This window comes from Pseudoflavonifractor sp. 60 (assembly GCF_009911645.1).
Lineage (GTDB): Bacteria > Bacillota > Clostridia > Oscillospirales > Oscillospiraceae > Lawsonibacter.
Genome location: NZ_QWKI01000165.1, coordinates 1 through 25,375, shown reverse-complemented (window position 1 = coordinate 25,375; position 25,375 = coordinate 1). Strand labels below are relative to the sequence as shown.

The 25,375-nt window shown below is 59.9% G+C and carries 24 protein-coding genes, 5 pseudogenes and 1 riboswitch; of the genes and pseudogenes, 18 read left to right on the top strand and 11 right to left on the bottom strand.

Annotated elements, in window-relative coordinates; translation table 11 throughout:
• Positions 1-102: 102 nt before the first annotated feature.
• Positions 103-1,338, bottom strand: a pseudogene (locus tag D1646_RS17035) (molybdopterin cofactor-binding domain-containing protein); the annotation flags it as partial.
• On the opposite strand from D1646_RS17035, the gene D1646_RS17030 reads away from it, so the two are divergent.
• The 7 genes and pseudogenes from D1646_RS17030 to D1646_RS17000 all read left to right on the top strand — a co-directional run bounded on the left by D1646_RS17030 (position 1,335) and on the right by D1646_RS17000 (position 6,025).
• Positions 1,335-2,048, top strand: a complete 714-nt coding sequence (locus D1646_RS17030; protein WP_160637618.1) for a hypothetical protein — start codon at positions 1,335-1,337, stop codon at positions 2,046-2,048. The pseudogene D1646_RS17035 and the gene D1646_RS17030 overlap by 4 nt on opposite strands.
• Positions 2,049-2,072: 24 nt before the next feature.
• Positions 2,073-2,333: pseudogene (locus tag D1646_RS17025) on the top strand (DUF6198 family protein); the annotation flags it as partial.
• Positions 2,334-2,388: 55 nt separating this feature from the next.
• Positions 2,389-3,588, top strand: coding sequence for a diaminopropionate ammonia-lyase (dpaL, locus tag D1646_RS17020; protein ID WP_160637616.1), 1,200 nt, complete (start codon positions 2,389-2,391; stop codon positions 3,586-3,588).
• A gap of 50 nt (positions 3,589-3,638) precedes the next feature.
• Positions 3,639-4,478, top strand: a pseudogene (locus tag D1646_RS17015) (YgeY family selenium metabolism-linked hydrolase); the annotation flags it as partial.
• Positions 4,479-4,642: 164 nt separating this feature from the next.
• Positions 4,643-4,981: pseudogene (locus D1646_RS17010) on the top strand (knotted carbamoyltransferase YgeW); the annotation flags it as partial.
• A 28-nt stretch (positions 4,982-5,009) separates the two neighbouring features.
• Positions 5,010-5,378, top strand: a pseudogene (locus D1646_RS17005) (NADH-ubiquinone oxidoreductase-F iron-sulfur binding region domain-containing protein); the annotation flags it as partial.
• 5 nt (positions 5,379-5,383) lie between these two features.
• On the top strand, positions 5,384-6,025 hold the full coding sequence (locus tag D1646_RS17000) for a [Fe-Fe] hydrogenase large subunit C-terminal domain-containing protein (protein ID WP_347565243.1): 642 nt from the start codon (positions 5,384-5,386) through the stop codon (positions 6,023-6,025).
• Positions 6,026-6,122: 97 nt separating this feature from the next.
• Here the strand turns inward: D1646_RS17000 and D1646_RS16995 are convergent, their stop codons facing one another.
• Genes D1646_RS16995 through D1646_RS16985 form a run of 3 tightly spaced genes read right to left on the bottom strand, consistent with a single transcriptional unit; the run spans position 6,123 to position 8,514 of the window.
• Positions 6,123-7,496 carry an MATE family efflux transporter gene (locus D1646_RS16995; RefSeq protein ID WP_160637614.1) on the bottom strand — a complete coding sequence of 458 codons (1,374 nt, stop codon included), beginning with the start codon at positions 7,494-7,496 and terminating at the stop codon, positions 6,123-6,125.
• A complete protein-coding gene (locus D1646_RS16990; RefSeq protein WP_160637613.1) occupies positions 7,487-8,149 on the bottom strand; it encodes a nitroreductase family protein in 663 nt (220 codons plus the stop codon). The genes D1646_RS16995 and D1646_RS16990 overlap by 10 nt, the downstream gene beginning before the upstream one ends.
• Positions 8,146-8,514 (bottom strand): metalloregulator ArsR/SmtB family transcription factor, encoded by a 369-nt coding sequence (locus tag D1646_RS16985; protein ID WP_160637612.1) that lies wholly within the window; start codon positions 8,512-8,514, stop codon positions 8,146-8,148. The genes D1646_RS16990 and D1646_RS16985 overlap by 4 nt, the downstream gene beginning before the upstream one ends.
• Positions 8,515-8,853: 339 nt before the next feature.
• Here D1646_RS16985 and D1646_RS16980 point away from each other — a divergent pair, with 339 nt between their 5' ends.
• Both D1646_RS16980 and D1646_RS16975 read left to right on the top strand, forming a co-directional pair.
• Complete coding sequence (locus D1646_RS16980) at positions 8,854-9,093, top strand: hypothetical protein (RefSeq protein ID WP_160637611.1); 240 nt, start codon at positions 8,854-8,856, stop codon at positions 9,091-9,093.
• A 5-nt stretch (positions 9,094-9,098) separates the two neighbouring features.
• On the top strand, positions 9,099-9,611 hold the full coding sequence (locus D1646_RS16975; RefSeq protein WP_160637610.1) for a hypothetical protein: 513 nt from the start codon (positions 9,099-9,101) through the stop codon (positions 9,609-9,611).
• A 245-nt stretch (positions 9,612-9,856) separates the two neighbouring features.
• Here the strand turns inward: D1646_RS16975 and D1646_RS16970 are convergent, their stop codons facing one another.
• Positions 9,857-10,534 (bottom strand): transaldolase family protein, encoded by a 678-nt coding sequence (locus tag D1646_RS16970; RefSeq protein WP_160637609.1) that lies wholly within the window; start codon positions 10,532-10,534, stop codon positions 9,857-9,859.
• Positions 10,535-10,767: 233 nt separating this feature from the next.
• On the opposite strand from D1646_RS16970, the gene D1646_RS16965 reads away from it, so the two are divergent.
• The 6 genes from D1646_RS16965 to D1646_RS16940 all read left to right on the top strand — a co-directional run bounded on the left by D1646_RS16965 (position 10,768) and on the right by D1646_RS16940 (position 13,573).
• On the top strand, positions 10,768-11,175 hold the full coding sequence (locus D1646_RS16965) for a hypothetical protein (protein WP_160637608.1): 408 nt from the start codon (positions 10,768-10,770) through the stop codon (positions 11,173-11,175).
• The gene (locus D1646_RS16960) at positions 11,165-11,554 is read left to right on the top strand and encodes a hypothetical protein (RefSeq protein WP_160637607.1); all 390 of its coding nucleotides are present in this window, start codon (positions 11,165-11,167) and stop codon (positions 11,552-11,554) included. The genes D1646_RS16965 and D1646_RS16960 overlap by 11 nt, the downstream gene beginning before the upstream one ends.
• 12 nt (positions 11,555-11,566) lie before the next feature.
• The gene (locus D1646_RS16955; protein WP_160637606.1) at positions 11,567-11,863 is read left to right on the top strand and encodes a hypothetical protein; all 297 of its coding nucleotides are present in this window, start codon (positions 11,567-11,569) and stop codon (positions 11,861-11,863) included.
• A gap of 74 nt (positions 11,864-11,937) precedes the next feature.
• Positions 11,938-12,237, top strand: a complete 300-nt coding sequence (locus D1646_RS16950) for a hypothetical protein (RefSeq protein ID WP_160637605.1) — start codon at positions 11,938-11,940, stop codon at positions 12,235-12,237.
• A gap of 11 nt (positions 12,238-12,248) precedes the next feature.
• A complete protein-coding gene (locus D1646_RS16945; RefSeq protein ID WP_160637604.1) occupies positions 12,249-12,881 on the top strand; it encodes a hypothetical protein in 633 nt (210 codons plus the stop codon).
• A complete protein-coding gene (locus D1646_RS16940; RefSeq protein WP_160637603.1) occupies positions 12,881-13,573 on the top strand; it encodes a CPBP family intramembrane glutamic endopeptidase in 693 nt (230 codons plus the stop codon). Before D1646_RS16945 ends, D1646_RS16940 begins: the two co-directional genes overlap by 1 nt.
• Here D1646_RS16940 and D1646_RS16935 read toward each other — a convergent pair.
• From D1646_RS16935 to ytvI, 3 genes are all read right to left on the bottom strand, one after another.
• Positions 13,561-15,339, bottom strand: a complete 1,779-nt coding sequence (locus tag D1646_RS16935) for a VWA-like domain-containing protein (protein WP_160637602.1) — start codon at positions 15,337-15,339, stop codon at positions 13,561-13,563. The genes D1646_RS16940 and D1646_RS16935 overlap by 13 nt on opposite strands.
• Before the next feature lie 7 nt (positions 15,340-15,346).
• Positions 15,347-16,405 (bottom strand): MoxR family ATPase, encoded by a 1,059-nt coding sequence (locus tag D1646_RS16930; protein ID WP_160637601.1) that lies wholly within the window; start codon positions 16,403-16,405, stop codon positions 15,347-15,349.
• Positions 16,406-16,534: 129 nt separating this feature from the next.
• Positions 16,535-17,686: a sporulation integral membrane protein YtvI gene (ytvI, locus tag D1646_RS16925; protein ID WP_160637600.1), complete on the bottom strand. Its 1,152-nt coding sequence runs from the start codon at positions 17,684-17,686 to the stop codon at positions 16,535-16,537.
• A gap of 229 nt (positions 17,687-17,915) precedes the next feature.
• On the opposite strand from ytvI, the gene D1646_RS16920 reads away from it, so the two are divergent.
• Together D1646_RS16920 and metK are read left to right on the top strand one after the other, a co-directional pair.
• Positions 17,916-19,550, top strand: a complete 1,635-nt coding sequence (locus D1646_RS16920; RefSeq protein WP_160637599.1) for a class I adenylate-forming enzyme family protein — start codon at positions 17,916-17,918, stop codon at positions 19,548-19,550.
• 81 nt (positions 19,551-19,631) lie between these two features.
• A riboswitch (SAM riboswitch) is annotated at positions 19,632-19,730 on the top strand.
• 75 nt (positions 19,731-19,805) lie between these two features.
• Entirely contained in the window at positions 19,806-20,990 is a 1,185-nt protein-coding gene (metK, locus tag D1646_RS16915) for a methionine adenosyltransferase (RefSeq protein WP_160637598.1), read from the top strand.
• Between the two features lie 252 nt (positions 20,991-21,242).
• Here metK and rpsU read toward each other — a convergent pair whose 3' ends face one another.
• Positions 21,243-21,425 carry a 30S ribosomal protein S21 gene (gene rpsU / locus D1646_RS16910; RefSeq protein ID WP_023348912.1) on the bottom strand — a complete coding sequence of 61 codons (183 nt, stop codon included), beginning with the start codon at positions 21,423-21,425 and terminating at the stop codon, positions 21,243-21,245.
• 133 nt (positions 21,426-21,558) lie between these two features.
• A complete protein-coding gene (leuS, locus tag D1646_RS16905; protein ID WP_160637597.1) occupies positions 21,559-24,060 on the bottom strand; it encodes a leucine--tRNA ligase in 2,502 nt (833 codons plus the stop codon).
• Positions 24,061-24,284: 224 nt separating this feature from the next.
• Between leuS and D1646_RS16900 the strand changes: the two genes are divergently transcribed.
• Complete coding sequence (locus D1646_RS16900; RefSeq protein ID WP_160637596.1) at positions 24,285-24,863, top strand: DUF6144 family protein; 579 nt, start codon at positions 24,285-24,287, stop codon at positions 24,861-24,863.
• A 151-nt stretch (positions 24,864-25,014) separates the two neighbouring features.
• On the opposite strand, the gene D1646_RS16895 is transcribed toward D1646_RS16900, so the two are convergent.
• On the bottom strand, positions 25,015-25,344 hold the full coding sequence (locus D1646_RS16895) for a hypothetical protein (protein WP_160637595.1): 330 nt from the start codon (positions 25,342-25,344) through the stop codon (positions 25,015-25,017).
• Between the last annotated feature and the right edge of the window lie 31 nt (positions 25,345-25,375).

Below are 25,375 nucleotides of genomic sequence, written 5' to 3'. Positions count from 1 at the left end.
ATGGCTTCCTCCCGGTTCGGCCTGTACAGATCGATATGTTTTTAATCAAATAACGTTCCTCATTGTTAGAGCGCCTGGTAAAAGCCAAGCGCTCTCGGCGGGTTACTTCTTGCGGTAGGGAGTTCCTTCCAGAGGAAGACTCTGACGAAATTTGCCGTCCAGACGGTAATAGGCGTGGGTGCAGGCGGGGGCGGTGGGAATCATGCACAGCTCGCCGCAGCCCTTGGCCCCCAAGGGATAGGGGAGCTTGTCCCCCTCCTCCGGACGGCACAGAATGACCTCCAACTCCGGGGCGTCAGTGGCTCGCATAAATCCAATGGTGCCGAATTTGCTTTTGGGGACCCCGTCCACACACTCAAATTTCTCGGTGACGCCGTAGCCGATGCCCATGACCATGCCGCCCTCGATCTGTCCCTCCACGGACTGGATGTTTACCGGGGTACCCACATCAAAGGCGGAGACAGCCTTGGTGATCGTGCCCTCCTCATTGAGGACGATGACCTGCGCGCCGTAGGAGTAGGAGACGTGGCTGATGGGGTTCTCCTTGATGGCCCCCAGAGGGTCGACGGAGTACTCCCCAAAGAACTCCTGTCCCTCCAGGTCGGCCACCGTCTTTCCGCCCTCCAGGGCCAGCTTCAGCTGTTCTCCCGCCCGGCGGGCCGCCTCGCCGGTGACCACGGTCTGGCGGGAGGCGGTGGAGGTTCCCGAGTCCGGGGTACGCACAGTGTCCGCGTTCTCAAAGACGAACAGGGCGGGGTCCAGGCCGGTAACATGGCAGATTTCCGTCAGGGTCATCTGCCCAATGCCCTGGCCCATGCAGGAGGCGGAGGTACGGATGTGGACCTTTCCCTGCTCCACACTGAGAAGGACCCGGCCAATGTCCTTCTTGCCCATGCCGGCGCCGGAGTTCTTAAAGCCGCAGGCAATACCGGCGTAGGGATTGGCGTAGAATACATCCTTCAACGCGTCCAGGCAGGCGGCCATATTGGTGTTGGGGTCGGCGGTCTGGCCGTTGGGCAGCACGTTGCCGGGCTTGATGGCGTTGCGGCGGCGGAACTCCCAGGGGTCAATGCCCACCATTTCGGCCAGGAGGTTGATGTTCATCTCAGTGGCAAAGCAGCTCTGGGTGACGCCGAAGCCCCGGAAGGCGCCGGAGACCACGTTGTTGGTGTACACCGACATACCGAAGATATGAATATTCTGGTAGTTGTAGGGCCCGGCGGCGTGGGTGCAGGCCCGGTGAAGCACCGGCACGCCCAGGAATGCGTAGGCCCCGGTGTCGGCGATAATGACGCCCTTCATGCCGGTGAGAATGCCGTTCTCATCACAGGCGCATGTTTCGCCGGCTCCAGGAGCTGGCCGCCGGGCACGGGGTTGAATTTGGCGTGAAGCTGACCAACACCTTCCCCGTGGATGTGGCCGCCGGAGAGCTGCCCAGCGAGGAGATGTATATGTCGGGCCGCTCCCTGTTCCCCCTGTCCATAACCCTGGCCTCCAGGCTGTCCCAGGAATTTGAGGGCCAGCTGCGTGTCTCCTACTCCGGCGGGGCGGACCTTCACAGCGTCAAAGCCCTGGACCAGGCGGGTATCTGGCCCATCACGGTGGCCACCACTCTGCTGAAGCTTGGCGGCTATCAGCGCTTCCGCCAGCTGGGCTGGGAGCCGGACAGCCTGGGCGGCGGAAGCTGGACCGGGGTGGACCCTAAAGCTGCGGCGGCCCTGGCCCAGGGCGTCTTTGAGGACAACTACTACCGCAAGCCCATCAAAGCCGCGCCCAGCCGGAAGCTGGAGGAGAAAGTTCCCCTGACCAGCTGCTTCACCGCCCCCTGCCGCGGTGGCTGCCCCATCCATTTTGTGCTCAGCCTGATCTCCCCTATCTCCATGGGGCTCTGCACCCTGGCCTTCAACCTGTTTTTTCTGCTGTGTGAGGGCCTGCTGATTGGAAAATTCACCATAACTCAGGCCATTCAGGTACCGGTCACCATCCTGTTCAGCCTGTGTGTGGACGGGGCCCTGGCTCTGATCCCCTCTCAATACGGTGGACCCTAGCTCAATTCGGCGGTCTTTCTAGTCCTAGGCTGTACCATTATGTCTCTGGGCGTCTATCTGGAGGTACTGGCGGACGCCATTATGCTCCCCGGCGAGGCTTTTGTACGGGCCCTGTCCAAACGCCTGGGCAAAGGCTTCGGCAACGTGAAGGTCTGCTTCGACAGCATTTTGACCATAGCTGCCGCAGCAGGGGCACTGTGGGCTTTCGGCCATTTAAACGGTGTGGGAATTGGCACCGTATTTTCTGCCTTAGCGGTGGGACAGCTTGTAAAAGGATGGGGATAGCTGTATCATAGGAAACACCAATCAATTTCAGTCTGGACAAAACGGAGGAATATTTATGGAAGCAATCAAATGGGTCCTGAACAAGATGTCCAAGAGCGATGACAAACACCTGGGTATGATGTCCACCGAACAGGTATCAAAGGCCCAGGCATTCCACCGGAGCTTTCCCCAGTACGCGGTCACCCCGCTGGCCCGGCTGGAGGGTATGGCCGCCCACCTGGGGCTGGGCAGTCTGTGTGTCAAGGATGAGTCCTACCGCTTCGGACTCAACGCCTTCAAGGTGCTGGGCAGCTCCTTCGCTATGGCCCGGTATATCGCCGGGGAGATGGGCCGGGATGTGTCCCAGCTGGGCTATGACTACCTGACCAGTCAGGATTTCCGTAAGGACTTCGGCCAGGCCACTTTCTTCACCGCCACCGACGGCAACCATGGCCGGGGTGTGGCTTGGGCGGCCAACAAGCTGGGTCAGAAGTCGGTGGTCCATATGCCCAAGGGCAGTGCCAAGAGCCGTTTCGACAACATCGCCAAGGAGGGCGCCCAGGTGACCATTGAGGAGGTCAATTACGATGACTGTGTCCGCATGGCCGCAGCGGAGGCCGCTCAGACGGAGCACGGGGTCGTGGTCCAGGACACCGCCTGGGAGGGCTATGAGGAGATCCCCTCCTGGATCATGCAGGGCTACGGCACCATAGCCGCCGAAGCCGCCCAGCAGCTGGGGGAAAAACCCACCCACGTGCTGGTCCAGGCGGGAGTGGGCTCCCTGGCCGGAGCGGTGGTAGGGTACTTCGCCAACCTGTACCCCAGCGACCCGCCCAAGTTCATTGTAATGGAGGCCCGAGCGGCCGACTGCCTGTACCAGGGGGCTCTGGCCGGAGACGGCAGACCCCGGATGGTGGGGGGCGACCTCCAGACCATCATGGCCGGTCTGGCCTGCGGCGAGCCCAACACCATCTCTTGGGATATCCTGCGCAACCATGCGGACGCCTTTGTCTCCTGCCCCGACTGGGTCAGCGCCAAGGGGATGCGGATGCTGGCCGCTCCTTTGAAGGGGGACCCGGCTGTGACCTCCGGCGAGTCCGGAGCGGTGGGAATGGGGCTGATTTCTACCTTAATGCAGGATGAATCCGTTCAGGAGCTGAGGGAGGCTCTGGGCCTGAACGAAACCAGCCGGGTACTGCTGTTCTCCACTGAGGGGGACACCGACCCGGACAAATATCGGAGTATTGTGTGGGGCGGGGAATACCCCACAGCTTGATGTGCCATTGAGGCAAAATACATAGTACGTTACATATGGAGGGTTTTCAAATGGATAAGGAAAAAATCTTAGCTGCCGCTGAGGGCCTTCGTGCCGACATGAGCGCCTTCCTTCGGGCGATGATCTCCCACCCCAGCGAGAGCCGCGAGGAGAAGGAAGTGGTGGCCTGCATCAAGGCTGAGATGGAGATGCTGGGCTACGACCAGGTGGAGGTGGACGGCCTGGGCAACATCATTGGCTGGATGGGCCAGGGGGACAAAATCATCGCCATTGACTCCCACATCGACACCGTGGGCATCGGCAACCAGGACAACTGGACCGCCGACCCCTACCAGGGCTGGGAGGACGACGCCATCATCTATGGCCGGGGCGGCTCCGACCAGGAGGGTGGTATGGCCTCCGCCGTCTACGGCGTTAAGATTATGAAGGACCTGGGGCTGATTCCTGCCGGGTACAAGATCATGGTGGTGGGCTCCGTCCAGGAGGAGGACTGTGACGGTATGTGCTGGCAGTACATTGTCAACAAGTTCTTCCCCGAGAAGGGCATCAAAAAGGAGCAGGTGGAATTCGTCATCTCCACCGAGCCCACCGACGGCGGCATCTACCGGGGCCACCGGGGCCGCATGGAGATTCGGGTGGACGTGAAGGGTGTGTCCTGCCACGGCTCCACCCCGGAGCGGGGAGACAACGCTATTTACAAGATGGCCGATATCCTCCAGGATGTCCGGGCCCTCAACGAGAACCCCGCCGACGACACCGTGGAAGTCAAGGGCCTTGTGAAAATGCTGGACCCCAAGTGCAACCCGGATCACTACCAGGACGCCCGCTTCCTGGGCCGGGGCACCTGCACCACCAGCCAGATTTTCTACACCTCCCCCAGCCGCTGCGCCGCCCTGTACGACGCCGTCCCCTCCCTCTACCGGGAGGAGAACAAGACCGCTGACGTGTTCCAGTTCCGGGCCGGCAAGACGGATAACAACATCAAATAAGATAAGGAGTAAACACCACTCTTCAGAAATACATTGACAAGCTCAATTCCCTCAACTTTAAGGAGATGTACGAGGGGGACTTCTTCCTCACCTAGGACAAGACGGACGACGAAATCGAGGCCGTCTTCACCGTGGCCGACGCTCTGCGCTATATGCGGGAGAACAACATCTCCACCAAGATTTTCGAGTCCGGTCTGGGCATCTCCCTGTTCCGGGACAACTCCACCCGCACTCGCTTCTCCTTCGCCTTCGCCTGCAATCTGCTGGGGCTGGAGGTCCAGGACCTGGACGAGGGCAAGAGCCAGATCGCCCATGGCGAGACCGTCCGGGAGACGGCCAACATGATCTCCTTCATGGCCGACGTCATCGGCATCCGGGACGACATGTACATCGGCAAGGGCCACACCCGAAACCCCAGGCCGGGCGCAGACAATACTCAACGGATTAACCCGAGATATGGAGCGGCGGATCAACGCCAGCCAGCCGGGGCTGTGCCCGGTGGATATGTCGCTGAACTTTCTGCGGCTGTGTCATGCGCAGACCTGCGGCAAGTGCGCCCCCTGCCGGATCGGTCTGGGCCAGCTGACGGTACTCATCGAACGGGTTCTGGACCGTACCGCTGCCCTGGAAACCAAAGGGGTTCGGGGCTTCCGGAAGGACTACGAGGAGCACATCCTCCACGGCCGCTGTATCTGCGGTCTGAGCCACCCGGTCCTCTGTGTGTCCACCTGCCCCGCCCATGTGGATATTCCGGGCTATGTTGCCCTGGTTCGCGAGGGACGGTATAGGGCCAGTATCCGGAGCTGGTGAGCCAGCTGTCCACCGCCAAATCCCCCCAGCAGATGTTTGGCTGTGTTGTCAAACACTGGTTTGCCCAAACGCTGGGGGTGGAGCCAGAAAAGATTTTCTGTGTTTCCGTCATGCCCTGCGTGGCCAAGAAGGCGGAGTGCGAGCTGCCCACTATGGTCACCGAACACGGTCCCGATGTGGATCTGGTGCTTACCACCCGGGAGCTGGTACGGATGCTCCGGGCGGACCAACTGGACCCGGCCAGCATCCTGGAGGAGCCGCTGGACAGTCCCTTGGGGACCCACACCGGCGCCGAGGTCATCTTCGGCGCCACCGGTGGGGTGATGGAGGCCGCCCTGCGCACCGCCTCCTATGTCCTCACTGGCGAAAACCCCGACCCGGACGCATTCGCAGATGTACGCACCGGCCCCGGCGGCTGCGTGGGCGGCGGCGGACAGCCTATTTCCGCAGAAGACGAGGAGCGGTACGGTGTCCGGGGCCAGCGGCTGTACAACCTGGACAAAGCCAATCCCATGCACTTCTCCCATGAAAATCCCGATGTACAGACACTGTACTCTGAGTTTTTGGGACATCCCCTCAGCGAGAAAGCAGAGGAACTGCTTCACACCGACCATATGGCCTGGAGTATGCCAAACTAATCCCCTTATGCTTACAGGACCGCTGGCTCAAAATCCAGCGGTCCTTCCTTTATCCTGCGCTTCTGAACAGAGACAAGCGGAAAATTTCCGTCCGTTTTTATGGACCGGCAGCCGCTGTTTTCTGCAACAGCCTTGTTACTGTAATCACTGCCGCGATCGACAGCACAAGCTCTGCGGACAGCTGGGCATAGGCAAGGCCATATATGGGCCAAAGCCGGTTCAGGAGGAAGAGGGCCGGAATTTCCAGCACGATCTTCCGGAGGACGGCAAATACAAGGGCTTTTCTGCCCATACCGCAGGCCTGAAACACTCCCACCGCCAGAAAGTCCAGACAGAGGAAGGGAAGGGCCAGACACAGTCCCCGCAGGAAGCTGCCTCCATACTGGACAATGGTTTCATTTTTCATGAACAGGAAGATCAACTGCTCCGACCCCAGAAAATATTCCAGGGAGACGGCCACCATAAATCCCAACGCCAGCTTGACAGAAAACAGGATGGTATCCCGCATCCGCCGGTTGTGCTCTCCTGCGTAGCTGTAGCTGATGAGCGGCATGACGCCCTGGGAGAAGCCGAGGGCGATATAGAGCGGGATCATGTTGATCTTCTGGGCGATCCCCATAGCGGCTACCACACTGGGGCTAAAGGAAGAGGTAAAGTTGTTCAGCACTGTCATTCCGGTCACATTCAACAGGTTCTGGATGGCGGCAGGGACGCCGACACCGCAGATCTCCTTGAAAACCGTCCAGTCCGCTTTCAGCATGGAGGGGCTGATACTGACGAGGGTCTTGCCCCTCCTGCAGTAAAGCAGGACGAAGAAGTAGGCGCAGGCCGCGCAGTTGGACAGGAAGGTGGCCAGTCCCGCCCCAGAGGCCCCCATATTCAGCCCCCAGGGCAGGATGAAGATGGGGTCCAGGACAATGTTCAGCAGACATCCGCTCATAGTCCCAATGCTGGCATGGAGGGCGGCCCCCTCCGCCCGCACCAGATAGGCCATCACCACATTCAGAATCGCAGGGGCTGCCCCGCAGGTGACGGTCCACCTCAGGTATTCACTGGTGGCCCGGACCGTTTCGCTGTCCGTCCCCAAAGTCACCAGCAGGGGCTGGCGGAGCAGGGTGTATCCCACAGAAAACAGCATACTGCATACCAGGGCACAGTAAAAGCCCAGGGCCGAGCTGCGCTGGACGGAGTCATAGTCCTTTTTCCCCAGAGAACGGCTCATCAGGCTGGAGCTGCCCACCCCAAACAGGTTGTTCACCGCATTAAAGGCCAGCAGCACCGGGGCGGCCAGGGTTACGGCGGAGTTCTGGATGGGGTCGTTGAGCATCCCCACAAACCAGGTGTCGGCCAGGTTGTAGAGGACCATGACCAGGGAGCTGAGGATGGTGGGGACCACCATGGTCATCACCGCTTTGGGAACCGCCGTCCGCTCAAACAGTTCCGTTTTGTCTGCTCCGCCGTTTACGCCCATTGGAAGTCCTCTTTTCCCGCCCCGGCCTCAAAGTGATATTTCACAATCCCCAGGTCAACTTTGGTGTAGAAACCTGCCCCCGCTCTGGCCCACACTCTGCCCTCCTTCAGCGTCAGAGTAAATTTCTGCTGATTCATGGCAGTGGGGGCCAACAGAGCCGCCTCCACACCGGCGCGGAACCATGCGGGAGCATCCGCCACGTTGGCCACCGCCTCCGCAGGCTTGGACTTGTGGGGGACGCCCTGGGTTTCGCCGTAGCCCAGGGCGATGACCAGGGCCAGCTTTTCTCCGGGAGCCAGCTGGAACGCGCCGGGAATCTTCTTGTAGGTCATGGCAACCCAGCAGGTGTTCAGCCCCAGCTGCTGGGCCAGCAGTACCAACCGCTCTCCGTAGTAGCCGCAGCGCTCATCCAGGTCCGGGGACCTCTTTCCTGCCAGGACGATGTAGTTGGTCACACCGGAGAATTTCCCATAGCGGGCCATCAAGCTGCTGAAGGCCTTGGGCTCGCCGGTAACCAGTTGGACATGGAGGCCGCTCTCCCCATTGACTGCGTCAATTTCCGTCAACAGCATATGCTGGACTCCCACCTCCAGCGGCTTTTCCAGATAACTCCTGACGGAGTGACGCGCCTGCATCGCTTCTAAAATTGTCATACCTCATCCTCCTCTGTCATTTTTTGATTTGCGGCGTCAGTAATCAGGTCATTAGCAAGCTGAAACAGTCCCAGCATCTCCGCCCACAAGGACTGATTGGCGTCAAAATAGTAGTAGTTCTTTGTCCCCTCCCGGCGTACGCTGATGAGTCCAGCCTCCCTCAAAATACCCAGGTGATGGGATACGGCGGGGCGGGAGAGGTGACTTTTAGCTGTGACCTCGCCTACACGTACCCCTCGGCAGCCGCCGGAGAGCAGCGCCAGGACAATCTGCTGCCTGGTGGGGTCGCCGATGGCCGCCAGGGTCTTTTGACACCTTTGAAATTGAATGGCGAGCTGCCTAATCCGCTCCTGACCGTGTTCCATGGAGGTATCTCCTTTCCTCTCTCAGATAAACTGTTTATTTACTTGGACCATTATAACAGAAAATCTGCGCAATAGTTCATTGGGAAAGCAAATCGAGACGATTCCAAGTTTTTCAGCAAATTGGGCCAAGCAGCAAATTGCAGCTGCCCGATCCGTCGGCGAATCGCTTCTACAGCATGGACGCTGGCAGGCTGCCGCAGGGCAGACCGAATGAATCCGCAAAAATTTCGTCATTTTGCCCTATATGCGCATTGCACAATTTTGTGAATTCAACCCTTTGAAAAATGTGTAAAATTATAATAAAATAGCTGCACATAAGGAAACGGAGGGCTTTTATCTATGAAACGCATTAAGGCGGCCTGCCTGGAGCAGACCATTCACTTTCAGCTGAAGGAAGGTACCTCCTCAGAGGCCGAGAAACAGCAGGTCAGAAAAGAGTACAAGGCTTATAAAGCTCACCTGGACCGCAATAAAACACTTTATAAAATTGTGGATGAGCGCGAGCAGCCGGACGGCTCTCTCCTGGTCAAAATCAAGCGGCAGAACAACACCCAGCCTGTGGGCAGCTATCTGGATTGAGCGCCATGTATCAAATTGGAACATTGCTCCTCTACGATAAGAGAGGTGTCTACAAAATCGAAAGTGTGGGAGCTCCGCCCGTCCTGGGAGCCTCTGGCGATTACTATAAGCTGGGCGCCGTTTTTTCCAGCAGCAATGAAATCATCTACACGCCGGTAGATATGACCTCGTCCATGCGCCCCCTAATCAGCCAGAGGGAAGCGACAAATCATCTGGAGCTGTTTTCCCAGCTGGAACCCCATATTTTCCGGTTCAGCAAGGCCATGGACCTGACCGCCCATTACCGTGGTCTGCTGGCCTCTCACAGGGTGGAGGACTGCCTGCTCTTAATCAAAGAAATCTGCGCCAAGCAGCGGGAGCTGGCCCGGCAGAAGAAACGACTGGGGCAGGTGGACATCCAGTATCTGAAGCTGGCGGAAAAGCTGATCTGTGAAGAATTCGCCGTTGTACTGGATACCACACCCGAATTGATGCGAGAGCGCTTGTACGCAGTCATGGGACACAGGGCCATCGCTTAAAATAGAAGCAACCAGATACGCAGATGTAAAATTGCCCCACTCAATCGGTGAGCCATTGGGTGGGGCAATTTATACTGTCCGCATGGGAAAATCACTTGTGCGCCAACGGTCATGCCGCCCTGGTCAGCCAAACACTGCAATACCCCCAGATTTGCATTGTTACAGTCTGCGGATTGAACAGCTCACCCCAATCTCCTTGAGGAGGTTTGCAGGCGGGCCGTTGGGAAACGTTTCCAGGCATCGGCTCAGCAATTCGACATTGTTTTACCCTCGCCCACCAGGTCCGCAAAGTCCCGGTTGAACTGGGCAATGGCAGAATCAATAGCGGCGTTTTTGACCAGCGCCTCCATCACGTCCGGCGCGACAGTCACCGCCTTAACGCCGTACTTGACCAGCTCCAACACCTGCTGGCTGTTCTTGAAGCTGGCCGCCAGCAGACCGCTGTCCAGACCATTGCGGACTATGGCATCGTGAATGTCCTTGGACACCTGAACGCCGTCAAAGCCCATGTTGTCAATCCGGTTAACGTAGGGGGCCACATACTCCGCCCCGCATTTGGCCGCCAGAAAGCCCTGCATGGGGGTGTAGATGGCGGTACCAATAAAGCGCAGGCCCTCCGCCTTCAGCTGCTTCATGGCCTTGAAGCCCTCGGGCACACAGGGGATTTTGGTCAGCGTGCTCCTGCCCAGCTCGGAAACAATCTTGCGGGCCTCCTCCACAATGCCCTCCGCCTGGGGAGAGACGGCCTGGACAAACAGCTCTCCGCTATCGCCGATGATCCCCCGGATTTCTGTCAGGACCTGGTAGGGCCTTCGCCCGGTTTTGGCCAGGATGGAGGGATTGGTGGATATGCCGTCCGCAGGGTACAGGTCATAGATGCGGCGGATCTTCTCCACGTCGGCGTCATCAATACACAATTTCATCACAAATTCTCCTTTTTCTCTTTCCGTCCCCTAGGGGAGACAAATATTTTCAGGGTTTGCTCGGGCCGCCTTGCTCAGCACATGGAGGAAGGCGCTGTTAGCTGACCACTTATCTCTCAAAAAAGACCGACTGTCTTCAAACTCTTGTCAAACCCGCCCTCCTCTGCTAAACTGAGACTGACCCTTAAACCCGGACAGTCTCAGGCTGTCTCTGCGGAAAAGGAGGTCCTCTGATGAAAGGCCGCACCGACCAAATGCTGCTGGCAGGGTTCCTGCTGTCCCTGGCATTTTACATTTTTCTGCTCCCCCACTACCTGGAGGGCATTCCCTTAGGCTGGCCCGATTGGCTCTTTACCATTTGCGCCTGGCTGGCGGTGGGCTTTCACGCGGTACCCGCTTTCTGCCTCCAGCTCTTGCTGTGCCGCCGGGCACGGCGCTGGATCGCCGCCATCCCCGCCCTGGTCATCACCGGCGCGGCGCTGTGGTTCGCCTACGGCTTCTGCACCGCCACCGGCTGGGACACCCTGGGCTGGGGTATTTTTCTGGTCCTGTCCGCCGCCCCGGCGGTGGGCTGCGCCTTGGCCTGGGCGGTCTACGGACTCTGGCGGCTCTATCAGAGGGGGGATATCCATGCGCCTTAAAGCCAACTCCCTTCTGGCCGTTCTGCTGGTCCTCAGCCTCATCCCCGCCCTCTTTGCCCCCTACGACACCTCCCCCCAGCCTCTGGTCATGGCGCTTATTGGGCACATCTACAATTTTCTGGTCAGTGTCAACATCTGGCCCTTCCTCTTCCTCCAGCTGCTGCTGTCCCTCAACATCCAGAAGCCCTGGGGACAGCTCCTGATCCCGGGGCTGTCCGCCGCCGGTCTGACAGCCGGATTTTACTTTACCATCACCTATGGCGGCGCGGGGGGACTGTTCATTATCATCCTCACCCTCCTCTTCTTCTCCCCGCCCCTCATTGGCTCCCTGCTGGGACTGGCCGTCTGGATCCTGCTGAAAACGCTGCTCCACCTGTAAGAGGAGGTCCTTATGTCAGAGCTCTTTTACTTTCTTCTGGGCCTGGCCCTTCTCCCTGGCCTGCTGGCACTCCTGTCCGCCCCCTTCTGCCTGCTCCAGCTGGCCCTGTGTGAGCGGCGGCGGTATCAGCTGGCCCCGGCCCTCCTCTCCCTTTTTGGACTGGTCTGGTGCGCCGCCTTTTCCTACAGCACCGCCGGCCCCCAGTCTCTGCTGGTTATTCCGGTATTCTTCCCCGCCTGTCTGAATCTGCTGGGCAACGGCCTGGGCTGGCTGCTCTGGCACAGGCGGAACAAAGGAGGTCCCCCATGAGAGATTGGAAAAAAGGGCTGCTCTGGACCCTGGCCGCCTTGGCGCTGCTGGTCTTTCTGTATCTGTGACTGACCTTGCAGTCCGTTTTATACGCCCTGACGGCCCTGTCCGGCCTCTTCACAACCCTGATCCCCCTGTCCCTCCCCTTCTTCCTGCTGCAATCGGCCCTGTGCTGGTACGCCCACACCAAATTTTGGCGCCTGTCCCCTCTGGCGGTGGGCGGGCTATGCTTTCTGGCGGGGCAGTGCTACCTGGCCCGCAGCGGCTGGGAGGCCCTGTTGGGCGTCTGCCTCATGGTGCTGGCCCTGATGATCCTGCTGGGCAGCGGCCTGGGCTGGCTGTTCTGGTTCTGCACACAAAAACACCGTCATTGAGGAGAATTACCTTGGACAACGCCATCTATATCGTCTTTTCCGCAACCCCTACCGGCATGGGCAGGCTCATCCGATGCACAACCTGGAACCGGTACAACCACGTGTCCCTCTCCCTCAGCCGGGACATTCGAAAGATGTACACCTTTGCACGGCTGTACCGGACCATCCCGCTATATGGCGGCTTCGTGGTGGAGTCCAACCTGCGCTATCAGTCCTTCGCCGGGGCGGCACAGGTGAAGATCTGCCGGCTAGAGGTGCCTGAGCCCCAGTGGACCTACCTCCAAAACTGTCTGGCCCGGCTTTGGAGTGAGCGGGAGGAGTACATTTACAATACCCCCGCCGCCCTGGCCTCCCTGGTCCACCTGCGGCCCTCCATCTCCAAGGCCTATACCTGCGTCACCTTTGTCCAGACCATTCTGGCGCGGCACCACATCGCCGGGGTGAGCGAAGCTGACCCGCCCACCGTACGGGCCCTGGAGCGCCGTCTGGCCCCCTGGACCGTCTACGAGGGCCCCGCCCCCGCCTCCGCCAGCGACTGGGGAGAGGACGCCTACCCCGTCGAGACCACGACCCGCTACGCCGTCTACACCACCACCCGCCACTTCGGACGGCTGGCGCTGCGGGTGCTGGCAGGGACCGCCTGATGGGGCGGGGACGAAAACAGGCCGCCCTTGTTCTGCTGCCGGTCACGGCGGGGTGTTTGGCAATGGCCTGGATTGAGGGGAGCCTGCGGCCCGTCTACCCGGTGAAGTCCGCTCTGAAAATCGCCGTCTTCCTGGGCTGCTCCGGGCTGTATATGCTCCTGACCCGGGACTGGACCCCCTGGAAGTCCTTCCGCCGTCCCAGCTGTCAAGCCCTCCGGCCTGCCGCCCTGCTGGCCCTGGGGACGCTGGCCGTACTGCTGGGCGGCTATCTGCTCCTGTCCCCCTGGCTGGATTTGTCCGCCATCCCGGCAAACCTGGCCGCCAAGGAGGGAATCACCCGGCAGACCTTCTCCCTGGCCGCCATTTATATTACGTTCTGTAATTCTTTGCTGGAAGAATACTTTTTTCGAGGCTTCGCCTTCCTCTCCCTGCACCAAATGGGGTACAAAAAGCTGGCGTACGGCTTCTCCGCCCTGGCCTTCGCCCTGTACCACCTGTCCATCGCCGGAAGCTGGGGGGCGCCAGTTCTGGTCCTCCTCATGGTGGCCGGACTGACCGCCGCCGGCCTGCTCTTCAGCTGGCTGGACCGGCAGGGGTCCATCCTCCCCGCCTGGCTGGTCCATATGGGGGCCAACCTGGCCACCAACACGGTGGGCCTGATGCTGTTTGGCATTCTGCCCTACTCCAGATAGAACACCGGACCCTTGGGCGGAAAGGGCAGGCTCTTCCCCCTGGGGACCAGAAATGCGTGGTCCCGGCCGTAGAGATTGAGCCGGTCGCACTCGCAGTCGGTAATAATGAGCAAAGGGGCCTCCTTGGGGAAATCCGGCGCGTGTTCCAGCAGCTCCACACCGGGCTGGAGGACCGTGCCTCCCCGGCCCCGGACCTTGACGCTCCCGGCAATATCGGCGGCCTCCATATAGCCCTGGTCGTAGGGGGCGGCGTCACAGAACACGACCCGGACCTGGTTCACGTCCCGGGCGGCGCTGTAGCTGGCGATGGCCCCCAGGGCGGCGGCCAGCAGACTGCGGTCCATGGAGCCCGAGGTGTCCAGCAGGACCCCGAAGGTGCGCCCCGCCTGGGCTGCATCCTCATACCGCCAGGAGGGCCGGGGGATATCCGGGGTTGAGGACTGCCGCCGGCTGAGGCGGGCGTAGGTCCGGCGCCGCTCCAGGGGCTGGAACCGCTCGTCAAACCACCGGGCCAGCTTCACGTCCCAGGGGATGGGGGGCTGGGACAGGGCCCGGATCTCCTCCACCAGCCCCTGGGGCAGATAGCCCCGCTGGTGGGTCTGGTGGTAATCCAGCCCTCTCTGAATAGCGGAGCGGCACCAGGCGTCCAGGTCCACAAAGTCCTTGGAGCCCTGCCAGTCGGGGGGTCCGAAGAGGATATCGTGCTGGGCCATACGCTTATACTTCCGCAGGTTGGCGGCCAGCAGGTCGTAAACGCTCTCGGCGGACAGCCCCTTCAGCTCCGGGTCAAAGAGCAGCCCCTCCGGCATGGAGCCCACCTCCATGTCCCGCAGCCACTGATTGATCACATAGTCGCAGGCCACATTCCACAGCTCGGGGTCCCGCTTGCCGCACCGGGCCTCGTGGCACAGGGCGGCGTGGAGATACTCGTGGGCCAGGACAAACCGCCACTCCTGCTCGCTGAGCCGGGCGGCAGGGTTCACATAGATTTCCCGCATATGGACCGAGATGGCCGCCAAGGGGATGTTCATCCGCTGGACCGCCAGCTGGTCATCCACCAGCTGGAAGCCGGAGGCCACGCCCCCCAGCAGGGGATAGCTGGACAAAAACCACTCCTGGGCCCGCTGGATGGGGCCTCTTTTTTTGCCCGCCTCCGGCTCCGTCCGGACCCCTCCCGCGTAGTCCACCGCGGCGCGCAGGGCGGAGCGCAGGCTTTCGGCGAAGAGCTGCCGCCAGTCCACATGGCCATACCACCAGTGGACCGGCTCTGTCCCCCGCCAGGACATATCCGCCCGACCTCCGCTCATGGTAGAGAAGCGGAAGCAGGCGGGGTCCTGGTGCTCCTTCAGCCAGCGGTACAGGGTCTCCTCCTCCCGGGCGTTGGGGGGCAGAGGATTGTCCAGCTCCCCTGGGGCCGCGCCGATGTGCAGGTCGGACAGATACCGGGCGGCCACGCAGTCGCAGGCGGCATTCCACAGGGGGTCGCCCTCCCGGTCCTCCCGGATGTGGCCCAGAGCCAGGTGGAGCAGGCAGTGGTCCAGCACATAGGCCCACTCCTGGGGCTGGGCCCGGCGGTGGGTGTTGGCGTAGATGACACCGTTGGAGGTAACCCAGGCCCAGTCCTCCCGGGCCATGGGGTAGCTGTCGTCAAAGTGGACATCCGCCCGCTCCATCAGGCTGCCCAGCACCGGATTCTGCTTGACCAGCCCGAACCCCGCCTGAAAGGCCTCCTGGGCCGGGTTGGGCCTCTTCTGTTTTCCCTTCATCCCGGCCTCACCCGTTGCGCTTGTCGGCCAGCCGGGGCAGGTCCCGGAACAGCTCCACCACAAACCAGTCGGGCAGCTCCCTCCCGTCCTCCGGGGTCACCGCCATGCGGGCAATCTCCAGGCTCAGGTCGGCCAGCTCGGTGATGCGGTCCTTGGCCTGGAGGACCAGCGCCCGGCTGTCATTGCTCAGCTTGCTCCGCTCCGGGGGCAGCTCCTTCACCAGCCGGGCCCGGAGGGACTGGGCCAGGAAGTAGAGCACATCCCGCTCCTCCGGCTTGTCGGGCCAGGGCTGCTCCCCGGAGAGGATCTTGTCCAGGGCGTACTGGCTGCGCACCTGCCGGATGTAGGCCAAAAACTGGGTCGCGTGCTGGGGGCTCAGGGACCCCGCCGCCAGAATGCGCAGGGCGTCTTCGTCGATATCCGGGCCGTAGCTGTGGATGGCGTCGCTGAGCATGTGCCAGGAGCGGGGCGTCGAGAAGGGCTCCTCGCTCTTGGGGGGCTTGGACCACAGGTGGTCGGGACGGCTGGTGATGTAGTCGTAGACATAGGGATGGATGCCGTTCTGAGCCGCCCACTCCAGCCACAGCCGGGGGCTGGCGATGAGCTCCACATGGAACATACGGTTAATCAGAGCGGAGGACATGGGCCGGGTGATGGCGTTGTCCTGGGCCCGGTTGCCCGCCCCCACCACGATGGAGCCCTCAGGCAGGCGGTACTCCCCAATGCGCCGCTCGTGAATGAGGGAGTAGAAGGCCTTCTGGACCTCGGAGGTGCAGGCGTTCAGCTCGTCCAGGAAGAGCACGTAGGGCTCCCTGCGGGCGATGGTCCGGGGCGGGCAAAACTGGCTGAAGCCGTCCTTGATCTGCGGGACCCCGATGATATCCTCCGGGGCCAGCTGACTGCCCAGCAGGGAGACGCACTCCAGGCCCAGGCTGTCCGCAAACTCCTGGACAATGGCGGACTTTCCAATGCCCGGCGCCCCCCAGATGAAAACCGGGCGAATGAGTCCCACGTTCAGCAGGACGTCCAAAAGCTGTCTGTGGTTGACGGTAACGGTAAGATTCATATGAATTACAACTCGTTTCTTCGTAGATGGACATTCAGGTCTAAATCCTGACTCCTTGCAGTATACCACAAGTTTCCGGCCAGGGGAAGGGCAGAAAAAATGCGCCGGGGCATCCGGCGCATTTTCTTATCAGGGGCCGCCCCGCAAAATGGCGGCAATGTCCCAGGCGGCAGCCTCCAGGTCCAGCCGCAGGCCCCGAAACATCCCCATCCCCGCCAGGTTGAGGCAGATGAGCACCACAATTGGCCCCAGGATCATCCCCGGGACCCCGGCCAGCTTCATCCCCGCGTAGATGGACATCAGGGACAAAATGGGGGACAGCCCTGTCTGGTCCCCCACAAATTTGGGTTCCATGACCCGGCGAAACAGGGCGATGACCCCCCAGATCGCCATCAGCTCCACCGCCCCGGGCAGGTCCCCCGCAAACAGCGCGCCGAAAGCCCAGGGCACCATCACCGTCCCCGCCCCAATCACCGGAATAAAGTCCAGCACCGCCAGGCCTACCGCCAGCAGCAGTCCGTAGGGCTGGCGGGTCAGGAAAAATCCTCCCAGCAGGATAAAAAACACCCCCACGGACAGGAGCAGCTCCGCCTTCAGATAGCCGCCGAAGGCCCCCAGAGCGGTGGAGCGCAGCTGACTGAGGAAGGGCAGTATCCCCTCGTCCAGGTGCTGGATATACCGGCTGCGCAGATAGGGGTAGTCCGCCGTCATCAGGAAGGAGGCCATTACAAAGATGGTGAGGGCCACCAGAAAGGAGGGCATCCTCATAGCCCACTCCCCCGCCTCCAGCCCCAGACCGGCCAGGGCGTCGGGTACCACCTCATACAGCCATTGAAACAGCTCGTCCCCCGCCCGCTCCGCCAGCTCCCGCACCTGGGGCGGCGTCAGCGCCAGGAAGTGGTCCAGCATCCCCTCCAGCCGGTCCAGCGCGGCCTGGAGACTGTCCAGCAGGGCGCTCCAGTTCCGGGCCAGGGACACGATCTGCCCCACCGCCCCGTACGCCAGCAGCACCAGCCCGCCTCCCGCCAGTCCAAACAGGAGGAACAGCACCAGGGCGGACAGCAGCTGACGGGGCCAGCCCAGCAGCTTTTGCAGCTTTTTCACCAGGGGATTCAGGGCCGCCGCCGTCCCCAGGGCCAGAAGGAAGGGGGTCAGCAGCGCCAGAGCCGTCCGCCCCAGCCGGGCCGCCAGCCACACCGCCAGCGCCGCCAGCAGCAGCCGCAGGCCCAGCCTGAGCCACAGTTCCCCCCGCTGCCGCCAGGACAGCCTCCTGTTCTCCATGGGCACACACTCCTTCGCGCCTGAACTTCGATGTTAAAGGTATGTTGCCCAGAATATCACACCAACCGTAAATAAAATGTAAAATTCAAGGAGAACCCCCGATTCTGCAAAAAATCCTGCAAAAATCCCCTTTTCCTCTTGACAACAGGCAAGAAACAAGCTACAATACTTTAACGATTAAAACCAATGAAGTCTTTGGGCTCCGGCCCTTTGGAAAGGAACGAGCGCAATGCCTATTACCGACCTGTTGGAGCGCAACAGCAAGCTGTACGGCGACGAGGCCGCCCTGGTGGAGATCAACCCGGAGATTCGGGAGGAGCAGCGGGTCACCTGGAAGGAATACGAGCTGATTCAGCCCACCGGCGACGCTCCCTACCGCCGGGAGATCACCTGGTCCGTCTTCGACGAGAAGGCCAACCGGGTTGCCAATATGCTGCTGGGCCGGGGCATCCGGAAGGGACAGAAGGTGGCCATTCTGCTGATGAACTGCCTGGAGTGGCTGCCCATCTACTTCGGCATCCTGAAAACGGGGGCCATTGCCGTTCCCCTGAACTTCCGCTACACCTCCGACGAGATCGAGTACTGCCTGAAGCTGGCCGACGCTGACGTACTCTTCTTCGGGCCGGAGTTTATCAGCCGCATGGAGCCCATCGTGCCCAAAATTTCCCGACAGATGCTGCTGTTTTTCGTGGGAGAGACCTGCCCCTCCTTCGCGGAGGACCACCTGCGGGCCACTGTCAACTGCTCCAGCCGGGCCCCCAAGATTCTGGTGGACGACGAGGACGAGGCCGCCATCTACTACTCCTCCGGCACCACCGGCTTCCCCAAAGCCATCCTTTTAAAGCACACCGCCCTGATGCAGTCCGCCCGCATGGAGGCCATCCACCACGAGACGACCCACAGCGACGTGTTCCTGTGTATCCCCCCCCTGTACCACACCGGGGCCAAAATGCACTGGTTCGGCTCCCTGTTCACCGGAAGCAAGGCGGTGCTCCTCAAGGGCAACTCCCCCACCGCCATCCTTGAAGCGGCCAGCCAGGAGCGCTGCACCATTGTCTGGCTGCTGGTGCCCTGGGCCCAGGACATTCTGGCGGCGCTGGACCGGGGGGGGCTGAAGGCGGAGGATTACCAGCTGTCCCAGTGGCGGCTGATGCACATTGGCGCCCAGCCGGTCCCCCCCTCCCTCATCAAGCACTGGCTGACCTACTTCCCCCACCACAAGTACGACACCAACTACGGCCTGTCCGAGTCCACCGGCCCGGGCTGCGTCCATCTGGGGGTTAACAATATCCACAAGGTGGGGGCCATCGGCGTCCCAGGCTACGGCTGGAGGCTGAAAATCGTGGATGAGCAGAACCAGCCGGTAAAACAGGGCGACGTGGGCGAACTGTGCGTCAAGGGCCCCGGCGTGATGGTGTGCTACTACCACAATCAGCCGGCTACCGACGAGGTGCTGGAAAACGGCTGGCTCCACACCGGCGACATGGCCCGCCAGGACGAGGACGGCTTCGTCTTCCTGGTGGACCGGAAGAAGGACGTCATCATCTCTGGCGGCGAGAACCTGTACCCGGTACAGATTGAGGACTTCCTGTCCGCCTACCCCAAGGTACATGACGTGGCCGTCATCGGCCTGCCCGACAAGCGGCTGGGCGAGATCGCCGCCGCCATCATTCAGGTGAAGGAGGGCATGAACTGCACCGAGAGCGAGATCAACCAGTTCTGCATGGATCTGCCCCGGTACAAGCGCCCCCGGAAAATCATCTTCGCCCAAGTTCCCCGCAATCCCACCGGCAAGATCGAAAAGCCCAAGCTGCGGGAAACCTACTGCGGCGTGCGCCTGGTGGAGGCCCAGAATCAGGGCTGACCGGGAGCGGTCGAAAAATTCTCAAAATCTGTTGACATGGACCGCCTTGCCGCGTTATAATATGGGCCGGACAATTAAATAGCCTTATCAAGAGCGGTGGAGGGAACGGCCCGATGAAGCCCGGCAACCTGCAGTTACGCAAGGTGCTAAATCCGGCGGTAGTGTATCGAAAGATGAGGGTGCAACCAGATATAACGCTCCGCCGTCCGGCGGGGCGTTTTTATGCTCCCCCAAGAAACGAAAGGAGAAACCATTATGGCAAAACGACTTTTCACCTCTGAGTCCGTCACCGAAGGACACCCCGACAAAATCTGTGACCAAATTTCCGACGCGGTCCTGGACGCCATCTATAAGAAGGACCCCCAGGCCCGGGTTGCCTGCGAGACCACAGCCACCACCGGCCTGATCCACGTGATGGGGGAGATCACCACCTCCTGCTACGTGGACATCCCCAAGATCGCCCGCCAGGTGGTGGGAGAAATTGGCTACAACCGGGCCAAGTACGGCTTCGACTGCAACACCTGCGCGGTCATCACCTCCATTGACGAGCAGTCCGGGGACATCGCCATGGGAGTTGACAAGTGCCTGGAGGCCAAGGAGGGCGCCCAGGACGACGGTCTGGACAACGGCGCTGGAGACCAGGGCATGATGTTTGGCTACGCCTGCGACGAGACCCCGGAGCTGATGCCCCTGCCCATCTCCCTGGCCCAGAAGCTGGCGATGCAGCTCACCCGAATCCGCAAGGAGGGCAAGGTGGACTACCTGCGGCCCGACGGCAAGACTCAGGTCACCGTGGAGTACGACGAGAACAACAAGCCCGTGCGCATTGACGCGGTGGTGGTGTCAACCCAGCACGGACCAGAGGCGGAGCTGGACCAGATCCGCAGGGATATGATTGAGCTGGTCATCAAGCCTATCCTCCCCGCCAATCTGCTGGACGAGGACACCAAGATCTACGTCAACCCCACCGGCCGCTTCGTCATCGGCGGGCCCCAGGGGGACTCCGGCCTCACCGGGCGGAAGATCATTGTGGATACCTACGGCGGCTCCGCACCCCACGGCGGCGGCGCCTTCTCCGGCAAGGACCCCACCAAGGTGGACCGCTCCGCTGCTTACGCCGCCCGCTGGGTCGCCAAGAACGTGGTAGCCGCCGGTCTGGCCTCCCGCTGCCAGGTACAGCTGGCCTACGCCATCGGGGTTGCCCGGCCTGTCTCCGTCCGGGTGGACACCTTCGGCACCGGCTCCATGGCCGATGCCCGGCTGGAGGAGGCGGTGGAAAAGGTGTTTGACCTGCGCCCTGCCGCTATCATTCGGGACCTGGATCTGCGCAAGCCCATCTACCGCCAGCTGGCCGCCTATGGCCACTTTGGACGGGAGGACCTGGGGGTCGCCTGGGAGAAAACCGACCGGGTGGAAGCCCTGAAGGCAGCTCTGGCCTGAGCTGACCTGGATTTGCGGCATCCCACCCATTGGGTACATTGTTGCATGACTTTGCGGTCTGTCTGGAAATGCTCCAGGCAGACCGCTTTTTGATGGCCATCATCGCGGCGGTGTGGGTTATGGTACCGGGCCGTCAGAAAAAAGCCGTGCGGCAGCCCGTCATAGCGGGAACTTTCCTGCTCAAGGCGGTTATACCTATTTTCTCCATGCGAAAATCCCCGAAGCGTATTGCTTCGGGGATTTCTTACTTGCTTAGTAGAACTTCTTGCGGTTCTTGCGGGCAGCCTCAGACTTCTTGCGGCGCTTGACGCTGGGGCTCTCGTAGTGCTCACGCTTCCGGACCTCGGCCAGCACTCCGGACTTGGCGCAGCTGCGCTTGAAGCGCTTCAGGGCGCTCTCCAGAGACTCGTTTTCTCTCACACGGACTTCCGACATTTATATTTCCCTCCCTCCGCGCGCGGCGGGCTATTCCCGCTCACGTAAGGGCCATATTTATGGCTTTAACATTGCTATTATATTGCTTTTCCCCCGTTCTGTCAAGAGCGGATTTGTAAACAGCCTGTGAATGTTATGCCTGAGGCTTGAAAATCAGGCTGACCAGCTTGCCCTTGACCACGATGGATTTCACCAACTGCATCCCCTGGGCCAGCTTGGCGATCTTGGGCTCGGCCAGGGCGGCAGCCACTACCTCCTCGTCAGAGGCGTTTGCGTCCACCACGATGTTGGCCTTCACCTTGCCGCCCACCTGAACGGCCATCTTGTTGGTGGCGGACACCGTCTTGCTCTCGTCGTACTCCGGCCACTTCTGGAGGCAGACCTGCCCGCCGAAGCCGTTCATCTCCCACAGCTCCTCGCACAGATGGGGGGCAAAGGGGGAGAGCATGACCAGCAGCTGCCTGTAGTCGCCCCGGGTGGCCCCCTTGGCGTAGAAATCGTTGACCAGGGACATGAGGGCGGCAATAGCGGTGTTAAACTTCATGGCCTCGATGTCGTCTGACACCTTCTTAATGGCCTTGTGGATGGCGCTCTCATTTTCGGGGGAGCAGGCGTCCCCCTCCTTCAGCTTCTCGCTGAGATTCCACACCCGGTCCAGGAACTTCTTACAGCCCCGGACCGACTCGTCCGACCAGGTGGCGGTCTTCTCAAAGTCGCCGATGAACATAATATACAGCCGCATGGTGTCCGCGCCATAGTCCCGGATCACGTCGTCGGGGTTGACCACGTTGCCCAGGGACTTGGACATCTTGACCGAGGGCCGCAGGGCCTGGCTGCCGTACTTGTCGATGAGGGCCTGCTTCTCCTCCTCCAACTCCACATTGCCCACATAGTGGGGGTTTTTGCCCAGGATCATGCCGTGGCTGGTGCGCTTGGCGTAGGGCTCGGCGTGGGGGATGACCCCAATGTCGTGGAGGAAGTTATTCCAGAACCGGGAGTAGAGCAGATGCAGGGTGGTGTGCTCCATACCGCCGTTGTACCAGTCCACCTGACCCCAGTATTCCAGCGCCTCCTTGGAGGCCAGGGCGTCCTTGTTGTCCGGGTCCATATACCGCAGGAAATACCAGCTGGAGCCCGCCCACTGGGGCATGGTGTCGGTCTCCCGCTTGGCGGGCCCGCCGCAGCAGGGACAGGTGGTATTCACCCAGTCGGTCATTTTGGCAATGGGGGACTCGCCGTTGTCGGTGGGCTCATAGCTCTCCACCTCGGGCAGCAGTAGGGGCAGCTGATCCTCCGGCAGGGGTACCCAGCCGCATTTCTCGCACCACACCATAGGGATGGGCTCGCCCCAGTAGCGCTGGCGGGAGAATACCCAGTCCCGCAGCTTGTAGTTCACCTGACGGCGGCCAATCCCCTTCTTCTCCAGCCAGTCTACAATGGCCTCCTTGGCCTGGGCCACCGTCAGGCCGTTGAATTGGTCAGAGTTGACAATCAGATCGGTATCGGAGGTGGTGTAGACCTCCTTCTGCACATCGCCGCCGGCGGCAGTTTCGATAATAGGCAGGCCGAACTTCTTGGCAAAGGCCCAGTCGCGGCCATCGTGGGCGGGCACGCCCATCACGCAGCCGGTGCCATAGGAGGCCAGCACATAGTCGGAGATAAAGATGGGGACCTCTTTCCTGTTGACCGGGTTGATAGCACGCACACCCCGGAGCATGACGCCGGTCTTTTCCTTGTCGGCGGCCAGCTCAGTGCGCTCAAAGTCAGACTTCTTTCCAGCCTCGGCCACATAGGCGGCCACCTCGTCCCAGTTTTCCAGCTTGTCCTTCCAGTCCTGGACAAAGTGGTGCTCCGGGGAGATGACCATGTAGGTCACGCCAAAAATGGTGTCCGCCCGGGTTGTAAACACCACGATCTCGTCCCCGGTGGTGGCCTTGAAGGTGGCCTCCGCACCGGTGGAGCGGCCAATCCAGTTGCGCTGCTGGGTCTTCACCCGGTCGATAAAGTCCACCGTGTCCAGCCCGTCAATGAGCTTCTGAGCGTAGGCGGTGATTCTCAGCATCCACTGGGATTTCTCCTTGCGGACCACCGGAGCGCCGCACCGCTCGCAGACCCCCTCTACCACCTCCTCGTTGGCCAGCACACACTTGCAGGAGGTACACCAGTTCACTGGCATGGTGGTTTTGTAGGCTAGGCCGTGCTTGTACAGCTGGAGGAAAATCCACTGGGTCCACTTGTAATAGCTGGGGTCGGTGGTGTCCACGCAGCGGTCCCAGTCAAAGGAGTAGCCCAGCATGTGGAGCTGCCGGGTGAAGTTTTCAATGTTCTGCTTGGTAATCACCGCGGGGTGGATGTGATTTTTGATGGCAAAGTTCTCGGTGGGCAGACCAAAGGCGTCGTACCCGATGGGGAACAGTACGTTGTAGCCGTCCATCCGCTTCTTCCGGGCGATGACGTCCATAGCGGTATAGGGCCGGGGGTGGCCCACATGGAGGCCCGCTCCGGAGGGGTAGGGAAACTCCACCAGCCCGTAGAACTTGGGCTTGCTGGTGTCCCCGGTCTTGCAGGCAAAGGTTTTCTCATCCTTCCATCTGGTCTGCCACTTCTTCTCAATGGCGGTAAAATCGTACTTCAATGCTAACACTCTCCTGTATTGTCTGGCTCATAGGCCGAATCGACAGTAATTCTATGATATTATAGCGGAATTCTTCCCTAATTGCAAGAGGCGAATAAAAAAGTCCCTTTTAAGGAACGTGTTGCTGGGATATCACTTCGGCAGTTTCTACAAAAGCACATTGATATAACAGATACAATGCGCTATAATCAATTCGACAAAACAAAATTTAAAGGAGAAAGAATATGAAAAATTTTTCTATGCCAGAGCAAGTTTCTCCAACATTAGAAATCGATGAGTTAAAGCGGTTGAAACATAGTTTGGAAAAGAATGTATCAAGGGAAGTTGCAGAAAGCATAATACAGGAAATTCCATTACCTATAAATTCAACCCCAGACATTCGAGCCGAGTGGGTTGAAAAGCTATCTGCTATTCTTGAAAATAGATTTGATAAAAAAATGGTAAAAGCCATTCGCCAAGAGTGCTATTGTAATGAAAATGGCGTGTTAGAAGATACAGCAAACAACTTAAAACAACTCTATCTCTCTTTGGATCAGGATTTGCATAGATTTGTCAATGCTTTGAATGAAAATGGTGCCGGTTGGTTTATTAAAGATAATCAATTGTATACCAAAATGTTTTCTTGTGAATGTCCCATGTTAGAAAAAGCAAAAAAATCAATTTCATTAACATGGTGTCACTGCACTGCTGGATATAACAAAAAATTATTTGAGATTGTTTTTGAAAAACCCGTCTATGTAGAAATTGTGCAAAGCATACGGCAAGGATTTGATTTTTGCCTTTTGAGAATTACAATTGAATAAACTCCAGTTTATCGGACAGTCATCCATCAACAGGGGATTGCTCCCTTTGGATATTTTGACGTACGCTTTGACGAAGCAGCTTTTAGCAACACCAATCTGAATGGGATATTAAAAAACAGCCGCCCACCTGGAGCGGCTGGTATGATAAGCCTTACAGATTCATTTTGGGAATCGGGAACGAAATGACGCCGCCCACCTCGTCGGCCCAATCCAATAGAGTATTGACCCCCGTCCGGACCTCTCCGGCGTTCTCCTTTACCTCGATCAAATCGTTCTCCACCTGGTCCAGCCGCTGCTCTACCTGGTCCAGTCGCTGCTCCACCTGGTCCAGTCGCTGCTCCACCTTGTCCAGACGCTGCTCGATCCGGTCCAGACGCTGGTAGACAGGAGTCAACTTTTCTTCCAGCTTTTTCTCCAGTACTTCTTCCAGCTTTTTCTCCAGCATCTGCTCAATTGCCTGTAAAAGCTCCATATTGGACATATGTCTCCCCTCCTATTACAATAAGAATTAC

Bases quoted from the DNA above. Each gene is read 5' to 3' on its own strand.
- D1646_RS17030 (WP_160637618.1), top strand. From the start codon at position 1,335: ATGTTTCGCCGGCTCCAGGAGCTGGCCGCCGGGCACGGGGTTGAATTT.
- dpaL (WP_160637616.1), top strand. From the start codon at position 2,389: ATGGAAGCAATCAAATGGGTCCTGAACAAGATGTCCAAGAGCGATGAC.
- D1646_RS16995 (WP_160637614.1), bottom strand. From the start codon at position 7,496: ATGGGCGTAAACGGCGGAGCAGACAAAACGGAACTGTTTGAGCGGACG.
- D1646_RS16990 (WP_160637613.1), bottom strand. From the start codon at position 8,149: ATGACAATTTTAGAAGCGATGCAGGCGCGTCACTCCGTCAGGAGTTAT.
- D1646_RS16985 (WP_160637612.1), bottom strand. From the start codon at position 8,514: ATGGAACACGGTCAGGAGCGGATTAGGCAGCTCGCCATTCAATTTCAA.
- D1646_RS16980 (WP_160637611.1), top strand. From the start codon at position 8,854: ATGAAACGCATTAAGGCGGCCTGCCTGGAGCAGACCATTCACTTTCAG.
- D1646_RS16975 (WP_160637610.1), top strand. From the start codon at position 9,099: ATGTATCAAATTGGAACATTGCTCCTCTACGATAAGAGAGGTGTCTAC.
- D1646_RS16970 (WP_160637609.1), bottom strand. From the start codon at position 10,534: ATGAAATTGTGTATTGATGACGCCGACGTGGAGAAGATCCGCCGCATC.
- D1646_RS16965 (WP_160637608.1), top strand. From the start codon at position 10,768: ATGAAAGGCCGCACCGACCAAATGCTGCTGGCAGGGTTCCTGCTGTCC.
- D1646_RS16960 (WP_160637607.1), top strand. From the start codon at position 11,165: ATGCGCCTTAAAGCCAACTCCCTTCTGGCCGTTCTGCTGGTCCTCAGC.
- D1646_RS16955 (WP_160637606.1), top strand. From the start codon at position 11,567: ATGTCAGAGCTCTTTTACTTTCTTCTGGGCCTGGCCCTTCTCCCTGGC.
- D1646_RS16940 (WP_160637603.1), top strand. From the start codon at position 12,881: ATGGGGCGGGGACGAAAACAGGCCGCCCTTGTTCTGCTGCCGGTCACG.
- D1646_RS16935 (WP_160637602.1), bottom strand. From the start codon at position 15,339: ATGAAGGGAAAACAGAAGAGGCCCAACCCGGCCCAGGAGGCCTTTCAG.
- D1646_RS16930 (WP_160637601.1), bottom strand. From the start codon at position 16,405: ATGAATCTTACCGTTACCGTCAACCACAGACAGCTTTTGGACGTCCTG.
- ytvI (WP_160637600.1), bottom strand. From the start codon at position 17,686: ATGGAGAACAGGAGGCTGTCCTGGCGGCAGCGGGGGGAACTGTGGCTC.
- D1646_RS16920 (WP_160637599.1), top strand. From the start codon at position 17,916: ATGCCTATTACCGACCTGTTGGAGCGCAACAGCAAGCTGTACGGCGAC.
- metK (WP_160637598.1), top strand. From the start codon at position 19,806: ATGGCAAAACGACTTTTCACCTCTGAGTCCGTCACCGAAGGACACCCC.
- rpsU (WP_023348912.1), bottom strand. From the start codon at position 21,425: ATGTCGGAAGTCCGTGTGAGAGAAAACGAGTCTCTGGAGAGCGCCCTG.
- D1646_RS16900 (WP_160637596.1), top strand. From the start codon at position 24,285: ATGAAAAATTTTTCTATGCCAGAGCAAGTTTCTCCAACATTAGAAATC.
- D1646_RS16895 (WP_160637595.1), bottom strand. From the start codon at position 25,344: ATGTCCAATATGGAGCTTTTACAGGCAATTGAGCAGATGCTGGAGAAA.